The sequence below is a fragment of the Limnoraphis robusta CS-951 genome, from assembly GCF_000972705.2.
In genome coordinates, this window is the sequence record NZ_LATL02000133.1 from 1 (window position 1) to 18,165 (window position 18,165).

Annotated in this window: 14 protein-coding genes and 1 pseudogene; 6 read left to right on the forward strand and 9 right to left on the reverse strand. The window is 41.1% G+C overall.

Going from position 1 to position 18,165, the window contains the following annotated elements; all coding sequences use genetic code 11:
• A pseudogene (locus WN50_RS11695) lies at window positions 1-575 on the reverse strand (glycosyltransferase family 2 protein); the annotation flags it as partial.
• A gap of 114 nt (window positions 576-689) precedes the next feature.
• Between WN50_RS11695 and WN50_RS11700 the strand changes: the two are divergent.
• Entirely contained in the window at window positions 690-1,061 is a 372-nt protein-coding gene (locus WN50_RS11700; RefSeq protein ID WP_235440930.1) for a UPF0175 family protein, read from the forward strand.
• Complete coding sequence (locus tag WN50_RS11705; RefSeq protein WP_046278688.1) at window positions 1,051-1,542, forward strand: PIN domain-containing protein; 492 nt, start codon at window positions 1,051-1,053, stop codon at window positions 1,540-1,542. Before WN50_RS11700 ends, WN50_RS11705 begins: the two co-directional genes overlap by 11 nt.
• A 24-nt stretch (window positions 1,543-1,566) precedes the next feature.
• Here WN50_RS11705 and WN50_RS11710 read toward each other — a convergent pair whose 3' ends face one another.
• Both WN50_RS11710 and WN50_RS11715 read right to left on the reverse strand, forming a co-directional pair.
• Window positions 1,567-2,139: a Uma2 family endonuclease gene (locus WN50_RS11710; protein ID WP_046278690.1), complete on the reverse strand. Its 573-nt coding sequence runs from the start codon at window positions 2,137-2,139 to the stop codon at window positions 1,567-1,569.
• A gap of 194 nt (window positions 2,140-2,333) precedes the next feature.
• The gene (locus WN50_RS11715; RefSeq protein WP_281062880.1) at window positions 2,334-2,948 is read right to left on the reverse strand and encodes a Uma2 family endonuclease; all 615 of its coding nucleotides are present in this window, start codon (window positions 2,946-2,948) and stop codon (window positions 2,334-2,336) included.
• Between the two features lie 188 nt (window positions 2,949-3,136).
• Between WN50_RS11715 and WN50_RS11720 the strand changes: the two genes are divergently transcribed.
• From WN50_RS11720 to WN50_RS11735, 4 genes are all read left to right on the forward strand, one after another.
• Window positions 3,137-4,663 (forward strand): tetratricopeptide repeat protein, encoded by a 1,527-nt coding sequence (locus WN50_RS11720; RefSeq protein WP_046278686.1) that lies wholly within the window; start codon window positions 3,137-3,139, stop codon window positions 4,661-4,663.
• A 76-nt stretch (window positions 4,664-4,739) separates the two neighbouring features.
• Window positions 4,740-8,378: a glycosyltransferase family 4 protein gene (locus WN50_RS11725; protein WP_046278685.1), complete on the forward strand. Its 3,639-nt coding sequence runs from the start codon at window positions 4,740-4,742 to the stop codon at window positions 8,376-8,378.
• Window positions 8,379-8,463: 85 nt separating this feature from the next.
• Window positions 8,464-9,549, forward strand: coding sequence for a non-hydrolyzing UDP-N-acetylglucosamine 2-epimerase (gene wecB / locus WN50_RS11730; protein WP_046278684.1), 1,086 nt, complete (start codon window positions 8,464-8,466; stop codon window positions 9,547-9,549).
• Window positions 9,550-9,596: 47 nt separating this feature from the next.
• A complete protein-coding gene (locus tag WN50_RS11735) occupies window positions 9,597-10,907 on the forward strand; it encodes a D-glucuronyl C5-epimerase family protein (protein ID WP_160315343.1) in 1,311 nt (436 codons plus the stop codon).
• 149 nt (window positions 10,908-11,056) lie between these two features.
• On the opposite strand, the gene WN50_RS11740 is transcribed toward WN50_RS11735, so the two are convergent.
• The 6 genes from WN50_RS11740 to WN50_RS11765 form a co-directional block, all read right to left on the reverse strand.
• A complete protein-coding gene (locus WN50_RS11740) occupies window positions 11,057-12,058 on the reverse strand; it encodes a methyltransferase domain-containing protein (RefSeq protein ID WP_082172286.1) in 1,002 nt (333 codons plus the stop codon).
• A 12-nt stretch (window positions 12,059-12,070) separates the two neighbouring features.
• Window positions 12,071-13,243 carry a DegT/DnrJ/EryC1/StrS family aminotransferase gene (locus WN50_RS11745; RefSeq protein WP_046278681.1) on the reverse strand — a complete coding sequence of 391 codons (1,173 nt, stop codon included), beginning with the start codon at window positions 13,241-13,243 and terminating at the stop codon, window positions 12,071-12,073.
• A 20-nt stretch (window positions 13,244-13,263) separates the two neighbouring features.
• Entirely contained in the window at window positions 13,264-13,842 is a 579-nt protein-coding gene (locus WN50_RS11750; RefSeq protein WP_046278680.1) for an acyltransferase, read from the reverse strand.
• The gene (locus WN50_RS11755; protein WP_046278679.1) at window positions 13,835-14,779 is read right to left on the reverse strand and encodes a Gfo/Idh/MocA family protein; all 945 of its coding nucleotides are present in this window, start codon (window positions 14,777-14,779) and stop codon (window positions 13,835-13,837) included. The genes WN50_RS11750 and WN50_RS11755 overlap by 8 nt, the downstream gene beginning before the upstream one ends.
• Window positions 14,776-16,107 carry a nucleotide sugar dehydrogenase gene (locus tag WN50_RS11760; RefSeq protein WP_046278678.1) on the reverse strand — a complete coding sequence of 444 codons (1,332 nt, stop codon included), beginning with the start codon at window positions 16,105-16,107 and terminating at the stop codon, window positions 14,776-14,778. The genes WN50_RS11755 and WN50_RS11760 overlap by 4 nt, the downstream gene beginning before the upstream one ends.
• Before the next feature lie 128 nt (window positions 16,108-16,235).
• Window positions 16,236-18,068, reverse strand: coding sequence for a putative capsular polysaccharide synthesis family protein (locus tag WN50_RS11765; protein WP_049559196.1), 1,833 nt, complete (start codon window positions 18,066-18,068; stop codon window positions 16,236-16,238).
• Between the last annotated feature and the right edge of the window lie 97 nt (window positions 18,069-18,165).

The window sequence follows — 18,165 nt, forward strand, 5'->3', positions numbered from 1 at the left end:
GCCCTTCCCACTGCAAATTCGGGTAATTTGGAAAATAAAGGTTTGGGAAATACGAAATAATCTAACGCCCCAATTCCGCCAAAGATTGCGGTTTGTTGAAGGCGATCGCGAAGTTGCTTTTCGACTTCGGATGTGGTAAAATTAATAGGATGATTAATATCAAGATTCCAACGCCGTCCTAAGATTAAAAATTTTGGCTCTTTGCTGCTAACCTGTTGAACGGTGGGAAAGAAATCATTAAGGAGAATAATATCGGCGTTAACGTAGGCTAAAATCGGATGGGTGGCGATTTGGTGAACTTGGGCAAAAATATCATTGAGTAGGGGCGTACCTTGAGGCGTACAACGAACATTAGGAATATGTTTCACCCCGAATTCTTGGGCGACTTCCCGAACACCTTGATCGCTTCCAAACAGGATAATTTCCGGTTGGGGCGAGAGGTTCAACCAACTGGCGATCGCATTGCGTTGTAGAGTAGAAATCTGACCGATAAAAGGTTTGGGAACGGCGAATAGGGTAATTTTTAAAGTGGGTTTAAGTTGGGGATTAATTGCAATTCTATCTGAAGCAGTCATGGATTTTCCCATCATTCTGTAAAAAAGCGTTCATCTGAGGTGCGTCGGAGATTGAACCGAGACTCAACTTTTGATAAACGGTTAAGGGTTTGGGTGATTGCAGTTGGCTCGATCATGGCTTTGTTTGTCTATTATACCCAATATTTTCCAGGTTTAACAGGAATTTGGATTCAAACGGCTAATTTTATTTTATACTCAAGTTGGATTCTAGATCAATTAGGTGTTGATGCCATGAGAAATCTTTCAATTCAAGTTCCAGAAACAATTTTCTCAGCACTGCGGAAAGATCCGGTAGAACTTGCTCAGGAAATGAAAGTTGCAGCCGCAGTGAAGTGGTACGAACTAGGAGAAATTTCTCAAGGGAAAGCAGCAGAACTTGCGGGGTTAAACCGAGCGGAGTTTATTAATATTTTGTACCGCTATCAGGTGTCACCCTTTCAATATTCTGTCAAAGAAGTTTTTGAAGAAGTTGAAAATGTTGATTGAAAAAGTGATCATTAATACCTCTCCTTTGATTGTACTGTTTAAAAGTGAGTTAATTGATCTTCTTCCACGACTGTTTACAGAGATTTGGGTTCCAGAGGCGGTGTGGTGTGAAGTGGTCGAAGCGGGTAAGACAGATGCAGCTTCAAAACAACTTCCTACCGTTTCTTGGGTGAAACGAGTTAGTGTTGCTACGATTTCACCAAGGATTAGCAGTTGGGGATTAGATGCGGGAGAATCAGAGGTTTTGAGTCTGACTTTGGAGAATCCTGACTATCGAGCGATTATTGATGATGCAGCCGCCCGCCGAGTTGCTCGAACATTAGAGATTCCGGTTTTAGGAACCGTGGGAATACTACTTCTTGCCAAAAAGAGAGGTCTAATACCTTCGGTTACAATTCCAATTCAAGCTTTACGAGATGCAGGGTTATGGTTAGCCGATGAATTTGTTCAGTCGCTTCTCAGACAAACAGGAGAATTGTAAGATTATCGCTACTTTTTCCCTTTCCTACCAAATATTTTCAAGGTTTAGCAAAAATCCAGGTAAAATGCGATCGCCGCTCAGAGTTTTCGGATTATCCAAATATTCAACATCTTTTTGAGGGCGATAAATCTCTACGGTTTGGGTTTTGGGATTAATTAACCAGCCCAACTGCAAACCATTTTCAATATATTCCTGCATTTTTTTCTGAGTGTCTTCTATCTCATCACTTTCTGATACCAACTCGACGATAAAATCTGGACAGAGGGGTAAAAATTTCTTCCGTTGTTCTGAGGTTAGTGCTTCCCAACGTTCTTGTTTGATCCAACTCACATCAGGAGAACGAGTCGCCCCATTCGGTAAACGAAACCCCGTAGAAGAATCAAAGGCTTTACCCAAACGATTCTTGCGGTTCCATTGCCAAAGCTGTCCGCTAATTTCAAAGTTACGTTCGCCTGTTTCTCCCCCCGTTGGTGGCATAATAACTAAATCCCCTTTTGCGGTTAATTCCAAGCGTAAATCTTGATTAAACCGGGCTAGTTCGTTAAACTGTTCTTCAGTTAATTTGAGTGTTGTTGGTAGATTTAAGGTTAGTCCCATCTCAATCTCCTTATATAGCAATTCATTAATCATTTGAAAAATATCTTGCCCCCAAACCCCCAATTCTGGGGGCTTTGAGCGGATAAAATTTTTACGAATCATATCACACTGCTATAGAACATTAGCTATTTAGTGGCTTGTGTTAAATGATGGGGTGATTGCCCTCGACTTGCTCATCGTTTTGTTCGTTTGAGCTACCAAATATTTTCTAGATTTAACAAAAATCCGGGTAAAATGCGATCGCCGCTCAGAGTTTTCGGATTATCCAAACATTCAACTTTTGTTTGAGGGCGATAGATGTAAACTTGGCGATTTTTCCGGTCTATTAACCATCCGAGAGAGGCGCCGTTATCAATATATTCTTGTAGTTTATCTTGCAAAGGTTGTAACGAATCGCTGGGAGAGCGAAGTTCTACAACAAAATCTGGACAAACGGGAGCAAATTTGATTTGTTGTTCTGGAGGAATTTTATTCCATTTTTCTAAGGTCATCCAAGCCGCATCCGGTGAACGATTTGCCCCGTTGGGAAGCTTGAAACCGGAGGAAGAATCGAAACCTATTCCCGTCCCATTTTCGTCTGTCCAGTTGGCAAGTTGTTGGGAGAGTTTAAAGTTTCGGTTTCCCGTTTCCGAACCGGTGGGCGACATAATGATTAATTCTCCGTGAGCAGTCCGTTCAATATGGTACTCTCGGTTGAGTTGACAGAATTGAAAAAATTGTTCGTCTGTCATTTCCAAAACCGGTTGCATCTGGAGAATAATGGGGGTATTTTCGAGTAGGGTTTCGGTCATGGTTTTAGTCGGGATCATATACTTCACGATACATTAGGCGGGGCGAAGGTTGTTGATTTTAACCGGAAACTTTTGGGGGACGGTATGCGTCGGGGTGGAGGTATCGGAATCAAATTTCTGGTTTTGAGTAAATTGTGGTGTCGGAACGTGGTAGGATTTTCTGCGTTGGGCATCTACCCGAAAGTTTTCAGTCGAAAGGTTGCGTGATGGTCAGTAAGTTTCAGGAAGCAAACCAATTGCAAAGGAGCGGTCAGCTAGAGGAAGCTGCCATTGCCTATCGTCAGGCTATTGCTGAAAATCCCGATTTTTATTGGTCTTATCACAACTTGGGGGAAACGCTGTGCAAGTTGGGGCGGTTGGATGAGGCGGCTGAGGTTTATCGGAAGGCGGTGGCGTTGAACCCTTCGGCGGCTTGGTCTCATTTTAATCTGGGTGAGGCTTTGGAGAAGCTGGGGAAGACGGAAGAGGCGATCGCATCTTATCAGCAAGCAGTACAGTTGAATCCGAAGTCTTCTCTTCTTCAAAAGACAGGGGATAAAGTTGCTAAGGGTTCAATGCAGATTCGTCGCTTAGTTGCAACCCGAGTTATAGAAAAAATATGGAAGCCTAATTTTATTCTAGATTCGTATATTTGCCAATCTCAGGAAAACTTTGCTAAAACAAAAAGGAAAAGTATTAATACGATCGTAATTTTAACTTGTGTCTGGAAACGACCTGAGTTAGTCAAAATTGTTTTATCTTATTATTCGCATTTGAAGAGAGAGTTAGCCGGTAAGATTAAACTGGAGCTTCTAGCTGTGGGTTCTGAAGGTAAGACTTCTCGACATCTTTGCAAGCAATGTGGATTTGATTATGTAGAGTACGCAAACTCCCCTCTAAGTGCCAAGTGGGAGTACGGTTTAAACCAATGTGCTAGTTACGATCCTGATGCAGTAATTGTAGTCGGTTCAGATGATCTAATTTCTCAGAGTTTGATTGAATTTTATAATATTAAGCTTCAAGAAAATTTAGTATTTTGTGGGTTGAAGGATGGATATTTTTTTGACCTCGCCAATGAAAGCTTAATTTTATGGACGGGATACAATGTTCGGGCTGATCCTACACGAGTTGGGGAAACTATTGGGATGGGAAGGTGCTTATCTAGAACGCTGCTAGATAAGTTGGAGTTTAGTATATGGAGGGGATTAGATATAGATCGTGGGCTTGATGGTGCTATGACTCGAAAACTGGTACAACTTGGTTTGCAGTTTTTGGAGTATGATGACTGTGTGATAGCTCAGATAGGCGATCACACTTTAAGAATAGGTCACTGTGGATTTAAAATGGCGGAGATTGGAGCTTATGCAGTTGACATTAAGGTTTCGGAAAACATTACACCACTTGAAAGATATTTTGAGCGTGATGCAAATACCCTAGTTGTTCAACCCCAACCTTGGATGATTTTTGGGAAATACTTTCCTCATCAAATAATTGATCAACTGAAAGAGTTAGCTATTGTAACCAGTAAGGGTCAGACGAACGGAGAAGAGTGCAAAGAATTTAAAGGGTTACAGCAGATGGCTACCTCATCTGAAAACTTCAAAAAAGCACAAACTTCTCCAGTTGTAGATGTAGAAACGGAACTACGTCAGGAAAATGAACTTCTTCTATATCAACTCGGCGAAGTTCAGGATGAGCTAGAAGAGTATTATCTGAAATACCAGAACTTAAAAAATCATGTAAAATTATCATGATTTTGCTTCTGCAAGTGATGGACAATATGATCTGATTTCAACCAATTAAATTATTAAGAGAAGATACGGAAAAGCAATGGCAGTTTTTTTTGACAAAAAATACATAAGAAATTCAAGATATTCAATCGCTATGATTGTTGCTAATGCAGTTCAGGGCGATTCAAGGGTTTTAAAAACCGCTTTCAGCCTTAGCAAGCATGGCTACCGGGTGCATATTTTAGGTTTAAATATCGTTCCTGAAACGCATATTATTGATGGCTATCCCTTCAAAATTACATTGATAGCAAACCCTAGATTTAGAATGAAAAAGGAGAGGGTTTGGTGGATTACACCAGATACTCCCAACATTTCTCTTTTTATTGATCGAATGGTAGCAGCTTTCCTTGATGCTATCCAAGGAGAACATTATGACTTTCTGCATACTCATGATATGTATGGTTTGCCAGTAGGCGCTAAATTACGAGAAAAGTGCAAGATTGGAGAAACAGGGTGGATACATGACCTTCATGAGTATGTTGAAGGGTGTACAAATCTTCCTGAAGACACACGGGCTTTTCTTTGGGAGCAAGAAAAAGATCATATCGTCAAGCCCGATGCACTCACAACAGTTTCTCCAATCTTGTCAGCTATTATTTCCGCAAAATACAAACTGCATCCCCCATCCCTTGTCTTGAACACCCCACGTTTGGGTGATTTTGACCAATTCTATCCTAAATCTCTTCGCCATGCACTTAGCATTGAAGATAGAATTCCATTGCTAGTTTACAACGGTGGCGTAAAACCTCCACGCGGTGTTCAATATGCAATAAACGCTTTACCTCTTTTACCTGATGCACACCTTGCCCTTGTAACCAATTCTACTGGCGAATTTATTGATGAGCTATTCAGCATTGCTAAAAATAATGGTTGCGAAAAACGTCTTCATATCCATTCTTTTGTTCCTCACTACGATGTTACATCTTTTATTCGTGATGTTACTGTGGGAATTAATCCTGTAACTATATATGAAAACTCAGACCTAGCCTTACCTAATAAGGTCTTTGAATATATCCATGCTGGTGTCCCAGTTGTAAGTACGGCGACAACAGCCATGAAAGACTTTGTAGCCAAGCATGATTGCGGTGTAACATTCCCTGCTGGAGATGTTGAAGGCTTTGCTGATGCTGTAAAAAGAACCCTCTTACGCTATCCTAAAGGTCTTCTGAATGCAGGACAAGGCTCCAAATTAGCGCAACAATATTGCTGGGAAGAACAGGAAAAAGTGATCTTTCATTTATATGAACAAATAATTGCTAAAAATAGCCTAGTCTCAGAGAGAATACCTGTTTATGCTCTTGAACCAATACTTCATTTGCCTATTCATGGAGCAAATCAACCTGGGACAATATCAAGAGCAATTAGCAAACTTGGATTCACGGCCAAACATGCTGCATTAGGTAAGAACAATTTTCGATATAAACACGATGTTTCTATTGCAAGCCAAAAAAACTCTATCTTGGCAGTTAGTTCTTATTTTCAGAAACAGGAACTTAGCGTATATAATACATACCACTATCATACTCGAACACTTTTACACGATAAATATTTTAATTATCCTGCCGGATTAGATTTACTCCTATTGAAAGCAATGGGAAAACGGGTTTTTTACCATTTCCGTGGCTCAGAGATTCGCCTGTCTTCAATTTTTAAAGAAGCTACTCCATACAACTACGTCGATGAGCAGTTATCCGGTATTGACGAAACAATGCCTTTTTGTTTTGACGAGGCAGATCAAAGAGCATTTCGTAATTTTGTGTTAGGAGTGTGTGATCGCGTATTTGTTAATGACCCAGAGGTGCAATGCTATGTTCCTAATTCGCTGATTGTCCCTCGGTCAATTGATATTATGCAACTAGCTTGCGGACAGCCGAAAAGCATAGGGTCGATTCCATTAATAGTACACGCCCCATCTCGGCCAGAGGTCAAGGGTAGTCAATATGTGCTTAATGCAATTGAACAATTAAAACAGGAAGGATTTTCCTTTGAATTCACATTGGTGCAAAATATGCCCCATGAGGAGGCTATGGCAGTTTATCGTAAGGCATCAATCATTGTTGATCAGCTTCGTATAGGTTGGTATGGAGTGCTGGCTGTAGAAGGAATGGCTATGGGAAAGGCAGTTGTTTCATATATACGCAATGATTTGCGCCATTATTTACCATATCCACCACCACTAGCTTATGCCAATCCTGAAAATATTGTTGATGTCCTTCGCTATCTTTTGTTAAATCCTGATGCTGTTGCCAGCTATGGTGAGGCGGGACAAAAATTTTCTAGAGAATACCATAATGCAGATACCATCGCCAAAAATTTAATTGATATTTATCGTCAGCCAATTCAGCCCATTGATCCTGTGGCGGTCGCCAATTTCATTGAGTTTCAAATGGGTAAAAAATCTGGTGGCGATCAAAAAGATAACATCAACAACAATCAAATTAATAGTATAACAGATAGCAATCTTGATGAATTTTATCTTTTTCATCAAAGAAAAGGAGATGAATGCCTTGCCAAAAATGACTTTGAATCAGCGTTTACTCACTATAAACGATCCCTGGAATTAAATCCAAATAATTTTTTATTAATCTCTAAAATTGCTGATTATTCAACCCAAAATTATGTTAACGTTAAATTTGATAGTTTACTAAAAACTGCTCTTCACAAAGCATTAATTAATGTTGGCAAAACTGGCAGTGTATATCATCTTTTTGACAGCTTAAGTATTACTCGAAGTAAACTGATGCGTGCAAAATTAGCTGCTTTCAAGCCATCTATTAAAATTAGCCACTTAAACAATAGTTTAATAAACACAAATAGACAACGCAAGAAAATTATCTTGCTAACCTGCATTTGGGCTAGACCTGAACTTACAAGAATTTTCCTTGATTATTACCGGAGTTTAAAGAAAAATCTGCTTGACCAAGTTGATTTAACAATGCTTGCGGTAGGCTCTGAAGGTGAAAAATCTCGCCAGCTTTGTGAACAATATGGATTTGAGTATTATAACTTTCCTAATAATCCGATAAGCGATAAATGGGAATATGCTCTCCAATTAACTAAAAGCTATAACCCAGATGGAGTCATTATTATGGGTTCAGATGATTTTGTTAATGAACAGCTGATCTTGCACTATATACAATTTTTAAATGAAGGTGTTCTTTTTGCAGGTCTTACAGATAGCTATTTTTTTGACCTTCAATCAACCGAATCCCTTGTTCACTGGAAAGGTTATGGTGCTAAGATCAAAGACAATGGTATGCCGGAACGTCTTGGGGAAACGATTGGTACTGGCAGGTTAGTTTCCAAGAAATTGCTAGAAATGCTAGATTACTCAATATGGAAAGATCTAGAAATCAATAAACACCTAGAGATCCATGTTACGCATAAGTTAAACGAAATTGATATGCTTCCTGTCAAATATCAACATAAAATTCCTGTTGAGATTGATGGTAAGTTTTATTACTACGGACATCTTTCTTTAACTATGGCAGAGCTAGGAGCAGTCGCCGTTGGCATCAAATATCCTAAAGGTAACTTAAGCCGAATAACTAATTATCTTACAAGTGCTGATGCTGTAGAGAAGATCAATGATCCTTGGTTGTTTTTAGAACAGCATTTCCCCAAAAAAACAGTCGATCAACTGAAGGACTTAAGTCATTTGATAATCCGCAGTAGTTGAGGGCAAAAGATCTAGAGAAAAAACGAAGGATAAATTTTGCTAGGGTTATTAGCTAATTTATTAAAAATTAACATTAGGTAGTGTAATGCAACTGATAACAATCGTTGGTGCTCGTCCCCAATTTATTAAGGTAGCCACAGTATCCCGCAAGTTGCGTCTAATCTCCGGAGTTAGAGAGATACTCGTACACACGGGGCAGCATTTTGACCAAAATATGAGTGAGGTATTTTTCGATGAATTGGAGATTCCCAAACCTGATTTCAATCTCGGCATTGGTGGCGGGAGTCATGGTCAGAACACGGGTCGCATGATTGAGGGGATTGAAAAAGTCTTATTGAAGGAAAAGGCGGATTATGTCCTAGTTTTTGGAGACACCGATTCAACCTTGGCGGGAACTCTGGCGGCTGTCAAGCTGCACATTCCCGTTGTTCATATAGAGGCAGGCTTGCGATCCTTTAATCGGCGTATGCCCGAAGAGATTAATCGGGTTCTTACAGATCACGTTGCCAGCTTACTTTTTGCCCCGACGCAGACAGCAGTGGATAATTTACGCAAAGAGGGCATTTCCGGATCAAAGGTGCAAAATGTGGGAGATGTCATGTATGACGCAGCACTTTTTTACGCATCCAAGGCTCAGGAAAAAAGCTGCATTCTGGAAAAATTAGAACTGAAACCAAAACAGTTTATTCTATCCACAGTACACCGAGCTGAAAATACTGATGATCCTGGAAAACTGAACTGTATTATGGAGAGCTTGAATTTGATTGGACAGAATATGGAGGTTGTCGTCCCGCTCCATCCCAGAACTAGGAAGCAACTGGCTCATATAAATTTCACCCCTCAGCCTGGTCTTCGGTTGATAGATCCTGTCGGATATTTAGACATGGTAATGCTCGAAAAAAATGCAGTAGTCATTGCTACAGATTCAGGTGGTGTACAAAAAGAGGCGTTTTTTCACCAAGTCCCTTGTGTGACACTTCGCCCAGAAACCGAATGGGTCGAACTGCTGGATCTAGGATGGAATCGTCTGGCTGACCCTAACTCCACTGATGCCATAGTCACAGCAATCGAGGAAGCTGGATCATCAGCACCGTTGTCTGGGCTAAAGCCTTATGGCTCTGGAAACAGCGCAGAGCTAATATTGACCCGCCTTATAAGCGTAACTTCCTGATGTATATTAAACAGTACAGACCTTTTCTAATAATGGATATTAATCCCATGGTAGATTTAGATGGTAATTCAGCAGCGAACACACAGTTGATCGTCCCTCCAGGAAGTGAGGAATTGTTTAGGTTTTACCGGATGCAGCTTCTACCAGATGGGTTCCCCGGTGCTACGCCGATAGGTCTAGGTTTACCGAATGCCTCCGTTCAGCCCCATCCTTTGTATGGTGTCTACCTGATTCGTATGTCTTTAGATGCCTGGGAAGCCCAAGGTGAAAATCAGCTTTTGCAGCAAGCAGTTCGAGCAGGTTACGCTGCCATCAACCGGATGGATTGGCGCAGCGAAGCCTTAATCTTCATCTACCCCCAAAACTCGGCTTTCAATCGACTGAATAGGGATTACTATTCGGCACTCACTCAAGTCAAATACGTTACTACTTTCTGGCGTTTATACTTAATTACTAAGGATGACCTCTTCAAGACAGCGGCTGATGCTGCTTTTTCTAGCCTAACGATCCCGATTGAAGAAGGCGGGGTCATGGTTCGCCGACCAGAGGGCATCAGCTTCGAGGAGGCTCCTCATCCGGTTCCTACCTTTATTCTCAACGGCTGGCTATCAATACTTGAAAATATATATCGCTTTGCCAAAAAAGCGAAATCTAAGAAGGGTTTGCAGCTCTTTCATAGCAGCATAAGCCTTTTGAAAACACTGTTACCCTATTATGATATGCCAAAGTTCAAGACCTCCCGCTACGCCTTGGCAGGTTCAGTTCCTTTTAAGCTGCAACTCTCCCACAATGCTCGTGTTGTAAGCGGACTTCTTGTTACTCCGCACGGAATTAGTGTTCCATTCGAGATTGGCAAGCCGTCCGAACGATGGTCAATTGGGCTAGACAAGACGACTGGAGAAATTAGTGGTAACTTCGTTTTTCCCATTGATTCTATTTTCAAGATGACACGGATTGAGTTAACAGTCGAGAGCGATTATGAGGGGACAATCGAATTCCTTGCTCCACCGATCAGCTATAATCCGTTACGAGGCGCACAATACCATAAGGACTTCAGGCGGCAGAGGATTAGCCCGTTGGCTATTGGTACGAATAACGTCGTCTTCAAGCTGAAGTCAAAGCCCTACGAGATTTCTGCTTATCCAACGAACTTCAAGAAAAAGATTGCTGGCAAACACTACAATGTCTACCACTTCATGCACATCAAAAGCCTTCGGCAACTGCATCAGATTACTGGAGATTCGGTATTTAAGAATTATGCTGACAAGTGGTTTGAGTATACGCGACATTGGCCGTCTATGCAGATATACCAACATAAAAATATCGAGCTGAAGTGTCCTCCTACTATGCAGATCTGATATTTATGTGCCTCACGGCTGTGTTCTAATAGACACGTGGAATTAAAGAAAATTTATGCAAAAGCAGGCATTACTGAGTTTTTGGTTGCCCTTGGCAAGCTCAATTAACACTATATACATAAAAATAAAATTATACAGCCTATTTTTATTCAACTCTCTATTTTACCTAATTTAAGCATGGCTTTCTCTAAATAATTAGATGCCAAAATTAACCCAGGATGGATTGTGAGAGCTTTTTTAAAGTAAATAGTAGCCTCATAATGCAGATTGTAGTTAAACAATGTTTTACCTATCAAAAAATGGCAAATAGCCGATTTTTGATTTAATGTTATAGCCTGATGAAAATAGGCTAACGATTCTAAAAGTTGACCATTTTCTGCTAAAGCTTCAGCCAGCACTTGGTAGGATAAGTAGCTCTTTGAATTGAACTCCAAGTTTTGATAATAGATTTGTATAGCAACTTCCAATTTCTTTTCTCTTTTATATTTATTACCCACTTGAATTAATTTTTCGGGCCGATCAAAGCCGACTTTTCTGCCCATACACAAATAAATTTTATTTTTCTTGACTTTGCAAGTGTAAACACTTTCTATTTTTATCAATCGCTCATAGCGATTTTTAACCTCCTGCAAAGAATCGAACCATCTGACGTGACCCGCACTATCATAAGAAGGAACACTAAACACAGTCCATGTGCCTGGTGGAATTTTACTAATTAATTCTAAATCAAATGAAATATGTTCTAAAAACTCATACATAGTTACGACTAAATTGTTTTTTTTGGGAAAATCAAAATCTCGTAAGTTTTGTTCGTAGAACTTAAACCTATCATCTTTACCAACCAAAGACTTAGCCATGTTAATTGCTGCTTCTGAAAAATCATAACCTTCATACTTTTCCAGAGTATCTAAATGTAAAGCTAATAAAGAAGCAAAATGACCAGGACCACAACCCAAGTCTATAATATGTTTTTCTTGAGATACACAATTCTTGATTCGATTAATACCTTCGCACCAAACTTCATAATAATATTTAATTTGTTCAGGTCGTCTCTTGTACTTTTCAGAACTACTATAAATGTTGTTATAAAAATGCTGATCTTTCTCTTCCCCCATCGTTTTAGCCTTGCATAATCTAAATGTTTGAAACATTATGGATATTCTTTAGTGAACTTTACTGGATAACAAGCTCACCTGAATTTCACCAACCACCCTCTCAATCACATCTTCCTCCAACTCCGGCCAAATCGGTAAACTCAACACCTCCTGAGCCGCCAAATCGCTCACCGGACAAGCCTCATACTGCCCTTTATAAACAGGTAACTGGTCTTGTGGCACAGGATAATAGATCATAGTCCCAATCCCCTGCTCTGCCAAATACGCCTTCAAGCCATCGCGCTTTCCGTCAGTCACCCGCACCGTGTACTGATGAAACACATGACCCTCGACTAACCCCGGAGTCACCACACCCTCCACATCCGCCAATAACCGATTATAAACCTCAGCCACCCGACGCCGACCCTGATTCCACTTATCAATATATTGCAGCTTCACCCGCAACACCGCAGCTTGGAGCGTATCCAACCGGGAGTTATATCCCACAACCTCATTGTGATACTTTTTCTTGGCTCCATGCACCCGCAACATCCCAGCGACTTCAGCGATTTGCTCATCATCCGTGACAATCATCCCCCCATCACCATAACCCCCCAAATTCTTAGACGGGAAAAAGGAAAAAGCCCCCACATCACCAATCGTACCCGTCGCCTTGCCACTAATCGCCTCCCGTGTCTGTTCCTGACAAACACAATCCAACTGACACTGACCCGCATACCTCGCCCCAAAAGACTGGGCGCAATCCTCAATCACCTTTAAACCATGTTCCTGGGCAATCTCCCTAATTTGTCCCATCGCGGCAGGTTGTCCATACAAATGCACAGGCATAATCGCCTTGGTGCGGGGAGTAATCTTGGCCCGAATCTGCTGGGGGTCAATGTTGTAGGTACTCCCGTCAATATCCGCAAACACCACCTTCGCCCCGACGTTATTAATCGATTCCGCCGTCGCAAAAAAAGAAAAAGGAGTGGTAATCACCTCATCCCCTTCTCCAATTCCCGCAGCCCGCAAACCAATCACCAAAGCATCCGTACCCGAATTCACCCCAATGGCATACTTAACCCCCAGATAAGCCGCCACCTCCTGTTCAAACTCCTTAACATCAGGCCCCATGATAAATTGACTCGACTCAATCACCCGATTGATAGCCGCCTGAATCTCCCCTTTAATACTGTCGTATTGTGGCTTCAAATCCAAAACCGGAATCTTAGTCTGACTCATTTTAAACAAATCTCCTCACTCTAAACTTGTTCAATTTCCACAGCCGAAATCTTTCGATATTTCACGCCAATCGAATCAACGGCGTACCCCTCAGCATCAAACTCCAACACATCCCCATAGGCACTCATCCAACCGATGAGTTTAGCCGGAACCCCCGCCACCATTCCGAATGCTGGAACATCCTTCGTCACCACCGCCCCCGCAGCAACAAAAGCGCACTCATGCAGGGTTATTCCGCAAACAATCGTGGCATTCGCCCCAATACTCGCCCCCCGTTTAATTACAGTCGTTAAATAATCATCACTGGTATTGCGGGGAAACTCAGAACGAGGCGTTTTAATATTAGTAAACACCATACTAGGGCCACAAAACACATAATCCTCCAGAATAACCCCCTCATAGAGAGAAACGTTATTCTGAATTTTGCACCCATTCCCAATCACAACATTATTCGCGACAAAAACATTCTGCCCAAAAGAACAGTTTTTGCCAATTTTCGCTTTGCCCATCACATGACAAAAATGCCAAATCTTAGTGCCTTCTCCCACCTCAGCCCCATCATCGACATAGGCTGACTCATGGACAAAATATTCAGCCATGTAACATCTCCGTCGCTTTCTCTAAAATATTGACCACCGCCACACCATTCCACCCATCAGAACGGGGACGTTTTCGAGTTTGAACACAGTCTAAAAAATGTTCACATTCAATCTTCAACGGTTGAGTATCTGCCACTTCCACCTCATAGCTTCCCTCATCCCGATTGTTAAAATTCTCATCCACGCCCTTATCATAAACCGTGATTTTTTGCAAGACCTCATCATAAACCAGCATTTGCTTTTCCGCAATTACCACCGTCGTTCTCGTTAATAAAGGCCAGTACCAAGAACAGTGAATGTGAGCCGTTTTTCCGCCTTCAAACTCCAAGTCAACATGAACATTATCTTCTATTCCCGACTGCAACATCGCATGACCGCTTGCTTTCACCCGAGTCAGCGCTGGCTGTCCCAATAAGTCCAACACTACAGAGATATCATGGGGAGCAAACGACCACCAAACGTTTTCTTCTCGCCGAACTTTCCCCAATTTCACCCGTTGCGTTGAGACGTGCAACACTTCTCCAGCTTTCCCCGTCGCCAAATAGTCCCGCATCCAGCTAATCGCAGGTTGATACAGCAGGAGATGACCAACCATCAATATCCGAGACTTTTCCTCAGCATATTCCGCCAAGTGTCGGGCTTCAGACGCTTGTAAAGTCATCGGCTTCTCAACAAACACATCCTTACCCGCCCCCAATGCAGTCAGGGCCAACTGATAATGAGTTGGGGCGGGAGTCGCTAAAACCACTGCGGGTATATCGGTTTCTAACCCTTGGTTATATTCTTCATAAGTGGGAACATCCAGATAAGTTTGAGCAATTTGCTCTCGTAACGATGAGTTAACCTCTACCACTCCGGCCAAAGCGCCCAACTGATAAAAGTTTTTGACCAAATTCCGGCCCCAATTTCCCGCCCCAACGACAATAACTTGATTCACAGCAACGTCACCTTTTCCCGATTACAGTCTAAATGCCGAGTGACACCCCGCGTATCCAGAACGGCCTTTGCCTTCTCAACCACATGAACATAGTCAATCTGGCTATGATCGGTGGCAATCACAACTAAGTCTACAGCCTTTAGGGTCGCTTCTGTGAGTTCAACTGAGGACAATGTACAATCTCCCACTTGAATTTCCGGCACATAGGGGTCATGGTACATCACTTTGACTCCATCTTCTAAAAAATAGCTGATTACTTCAATCGCTGGCGACTCTCGCCAATCTCCTAAATCCTTCTTATAAGCCGCTCCCATCACCAAAATTTTAGCTCGACTGGGTGCAATCCCCTTGTGATTTAGAACTCGCCAAGCTTTCTGGCGGACAAACTCGGGCATTTTTCTGTTGATTTCCCCAGCCAAAGCGATAAAATGGGTGCTGAAATTAAATTCTTTGGCTTTCCATTCCAAATAGTGGGGGTCTAAAGGAATACAGTGTCCACCCACTCCAGGGCCAGGATAAAAGGGCATAATTCCAAAAGGTTTAGTATTAGCAGCATCTAATACTTCCCAAACGTTCAGGTTCATACAATCACAGAGCATTGCCAACTCATTAACCAAGGCAATATTAACCGCCCTGAAGGTATTTTCAAAAACCTTAACCAACTCCGCCGCTTTCGCACTGCTGACCGGAACAACGTGTTCAATGGTTTGGGCATAGAATAAAGTAGCCACCGCTAATGAATTGGCATCGGAAGCTCCCACAACTTTGTTGGTGTTTTTTGTGGTATATCTTTTATTACCCGGATCGACCCGTTCGGGAGAGTGAGCTAGGAAAAAGTCTTCTCCCTGTTTTAGCCCACTCACTTCTTCCAAAATTGGTTTCATTACTTCGTCGGTGGTTCCGGGGTATGTGGTCGATTCCAAAGAAATTAACTGTCCCGGCCGTAAATGATGAGCAATTTCATTTGTTACATTCTCAATATAGCTTAAATCCGGTGTCAGGTTCTTCGTTAAAGGGGTGGGGACACACACCACAATCACATCTGCATCTGAAATCGGTTCAAACGTGGTAAAAGCCCGCAACTTTCCACTTTCAACCGCTTGCTTTAGCTCCTCATCTTTGACATCACTGATATAATTTTGGGCTTGATTCACCTGTTCAGTTCTCTGGGGGTTCTGCTCCACTCCTAAAACCTGAAAACCAACTTTGGTTTTTTCCACAGCAAAAGGTAAGCCCACATATCCCAACCCCACAATTCCTATAATTGCTGTCCGATTTTCAATTTTGTTTTTCAGTTGATTCAATACAACTTTTTGATTGTCTATCATCGCTTTAACATTTATTCAAAACCCAATTTATATTACCATAAAACTTGATCGTTAAAACGTCAATCCTATTGATATTGTTTTCGGTAAATTTTTGTTTGTTATTTTCAATAATGCCTATACCTAGCGAGTTATTTTGATTGATAGACTTGATAAAACTCATCGATTTGTTCCCATCTGTAAAAGTGTTTTGTATATCGAGAGCCAAGACATCTATCCAGATATTCACGACTTACAGATAATTTACTCCTAAATTTTAAATATTTACGATTGTACCATTTTTCGCTACTTAAAATTTTGTTTAAAAATGGGACTTGTTTCAAATCAAAAAACTTGTTGATCAGATTTTTCTTTTCGGAATCTGGCAATTCAAATTGCATTACTAAAATGTGATATTTTTGGTGTATATATGTTTTCCATCCGAGCGCAGAAAAGGATGTCTCATAAATATCCAATCCAAACCAATCTCGAAACTTTTTATCAACCTCAGTTAAATAAAAAGCAGGATCAAGACTGAGAAACTTATCAATCATATCATTAATATCTATATCATTAATTTGCATCTTAGTCAATGCGGGATAATGTTTTTCTATATTGTTAAAGAAACCAAAAATATTCACTTCAATAGGATTTCGGACAAGACAGATTACTTTTAGGTCTTGATTTGATCCGTTATTGAATATCCAGAAATTTTCCCAATAATCTTCTTGACTCAAGTTTTGACCGATAGACTGTTGATTTGAAAACTTAATCTCAATCTTATGGATAGACGAACAAACTGTTACTACATCTTCCAGAGAAATGTACCGATATAGTAAGCGTTCTTGATCTGAATTTTTAGAGCTTATACTCAATATATTGCTCCGCATTTCTCCACGCAGTACATTGGCTTTTTGATGATGAGGAATAATATCTGTTAAACTTTTTAAAGCCGTAATTGCATCATTTATTCTACCCAGCCTCGCCAAACTCACAGCCTTTCCGTAATACAACCCGACTTGATCAGGACGAAAAGCAATACACTCTTCAAACAATTGAAAAGCTTCTATATTCTTACCTGTATTCAGTTTCTCTAAAGCTTGCTTTCTAATCCCATGAAAATACTGTCTGCCACTTAATCGATGATGATCTATTACTCTCTCTGCTTCCGAATCACGAACCAATTTAGTCGGATGATTTAAGGGGAACGAAACCGCTTCTAAAGGGATATTTGCAATTTCATCAAACTCTTGATTTGTATGGGCTGCATCAACTCCAAAACCAAGATTAGAAATTAAATTAACATTTGACCCCAGACACAAACCCCGATGTAAAAAACAGGTAAAAGTCCACGCCCATCCCCAAGAATTAAACCCCTCATAAACCAGGTCAAAAATATTTGACCAATACTGAACAGCCCGTTCATTTACCAGCAAATCATCTAACCATTTTGTGTCTCGAAGTTGGGGCCATAGTTTCAGACTGCCATCATACAATTTCCAGGCTCTACGCCAAGTTGCCCATCCCCAATAAAAACTATACTGAGAAAAATAATAACTAGAATCTGTACACTGATAACCGTGCGTATTTTCTCCAGTAATCTGCATCACCTGAGTCTCATCCCGATATCGTTCCAACAACTCCTGGCAAAAGTAAAAAAACGTCGGGTCAGGTACACAATCATCCTCTAAGATAATCGCTTCTTCTACCAAACTAAAAACCCAATCTAACCCACTAGATACCCGTTTTTTACAGCCCAAATTAATATCAGAATAATTCGTTAAGACTTGACAATTCCAGTCTACCTGCTCAATAATTTTTCGAGCGGCCATACATTTTTCAGCTTCCCCTGGTTTATCTAGACGTGGCCCATCAGCAATAACGAAAAGTTTAGAAGGCTTAACTTGACGGATCACCTCAAAAACTTTTTGCGTAGTATCTGGACGCCTAAATATAATTAGAACAACAGGTGTTCTTAGTTCCATAACGGTTCTCAGTTCAGTACATTACCGAAGTTGAGCGGAAAGCCCCAGTCTTTAGACATGGGGATGGATAGCGAACAATTAATATTGTTATCCGGGG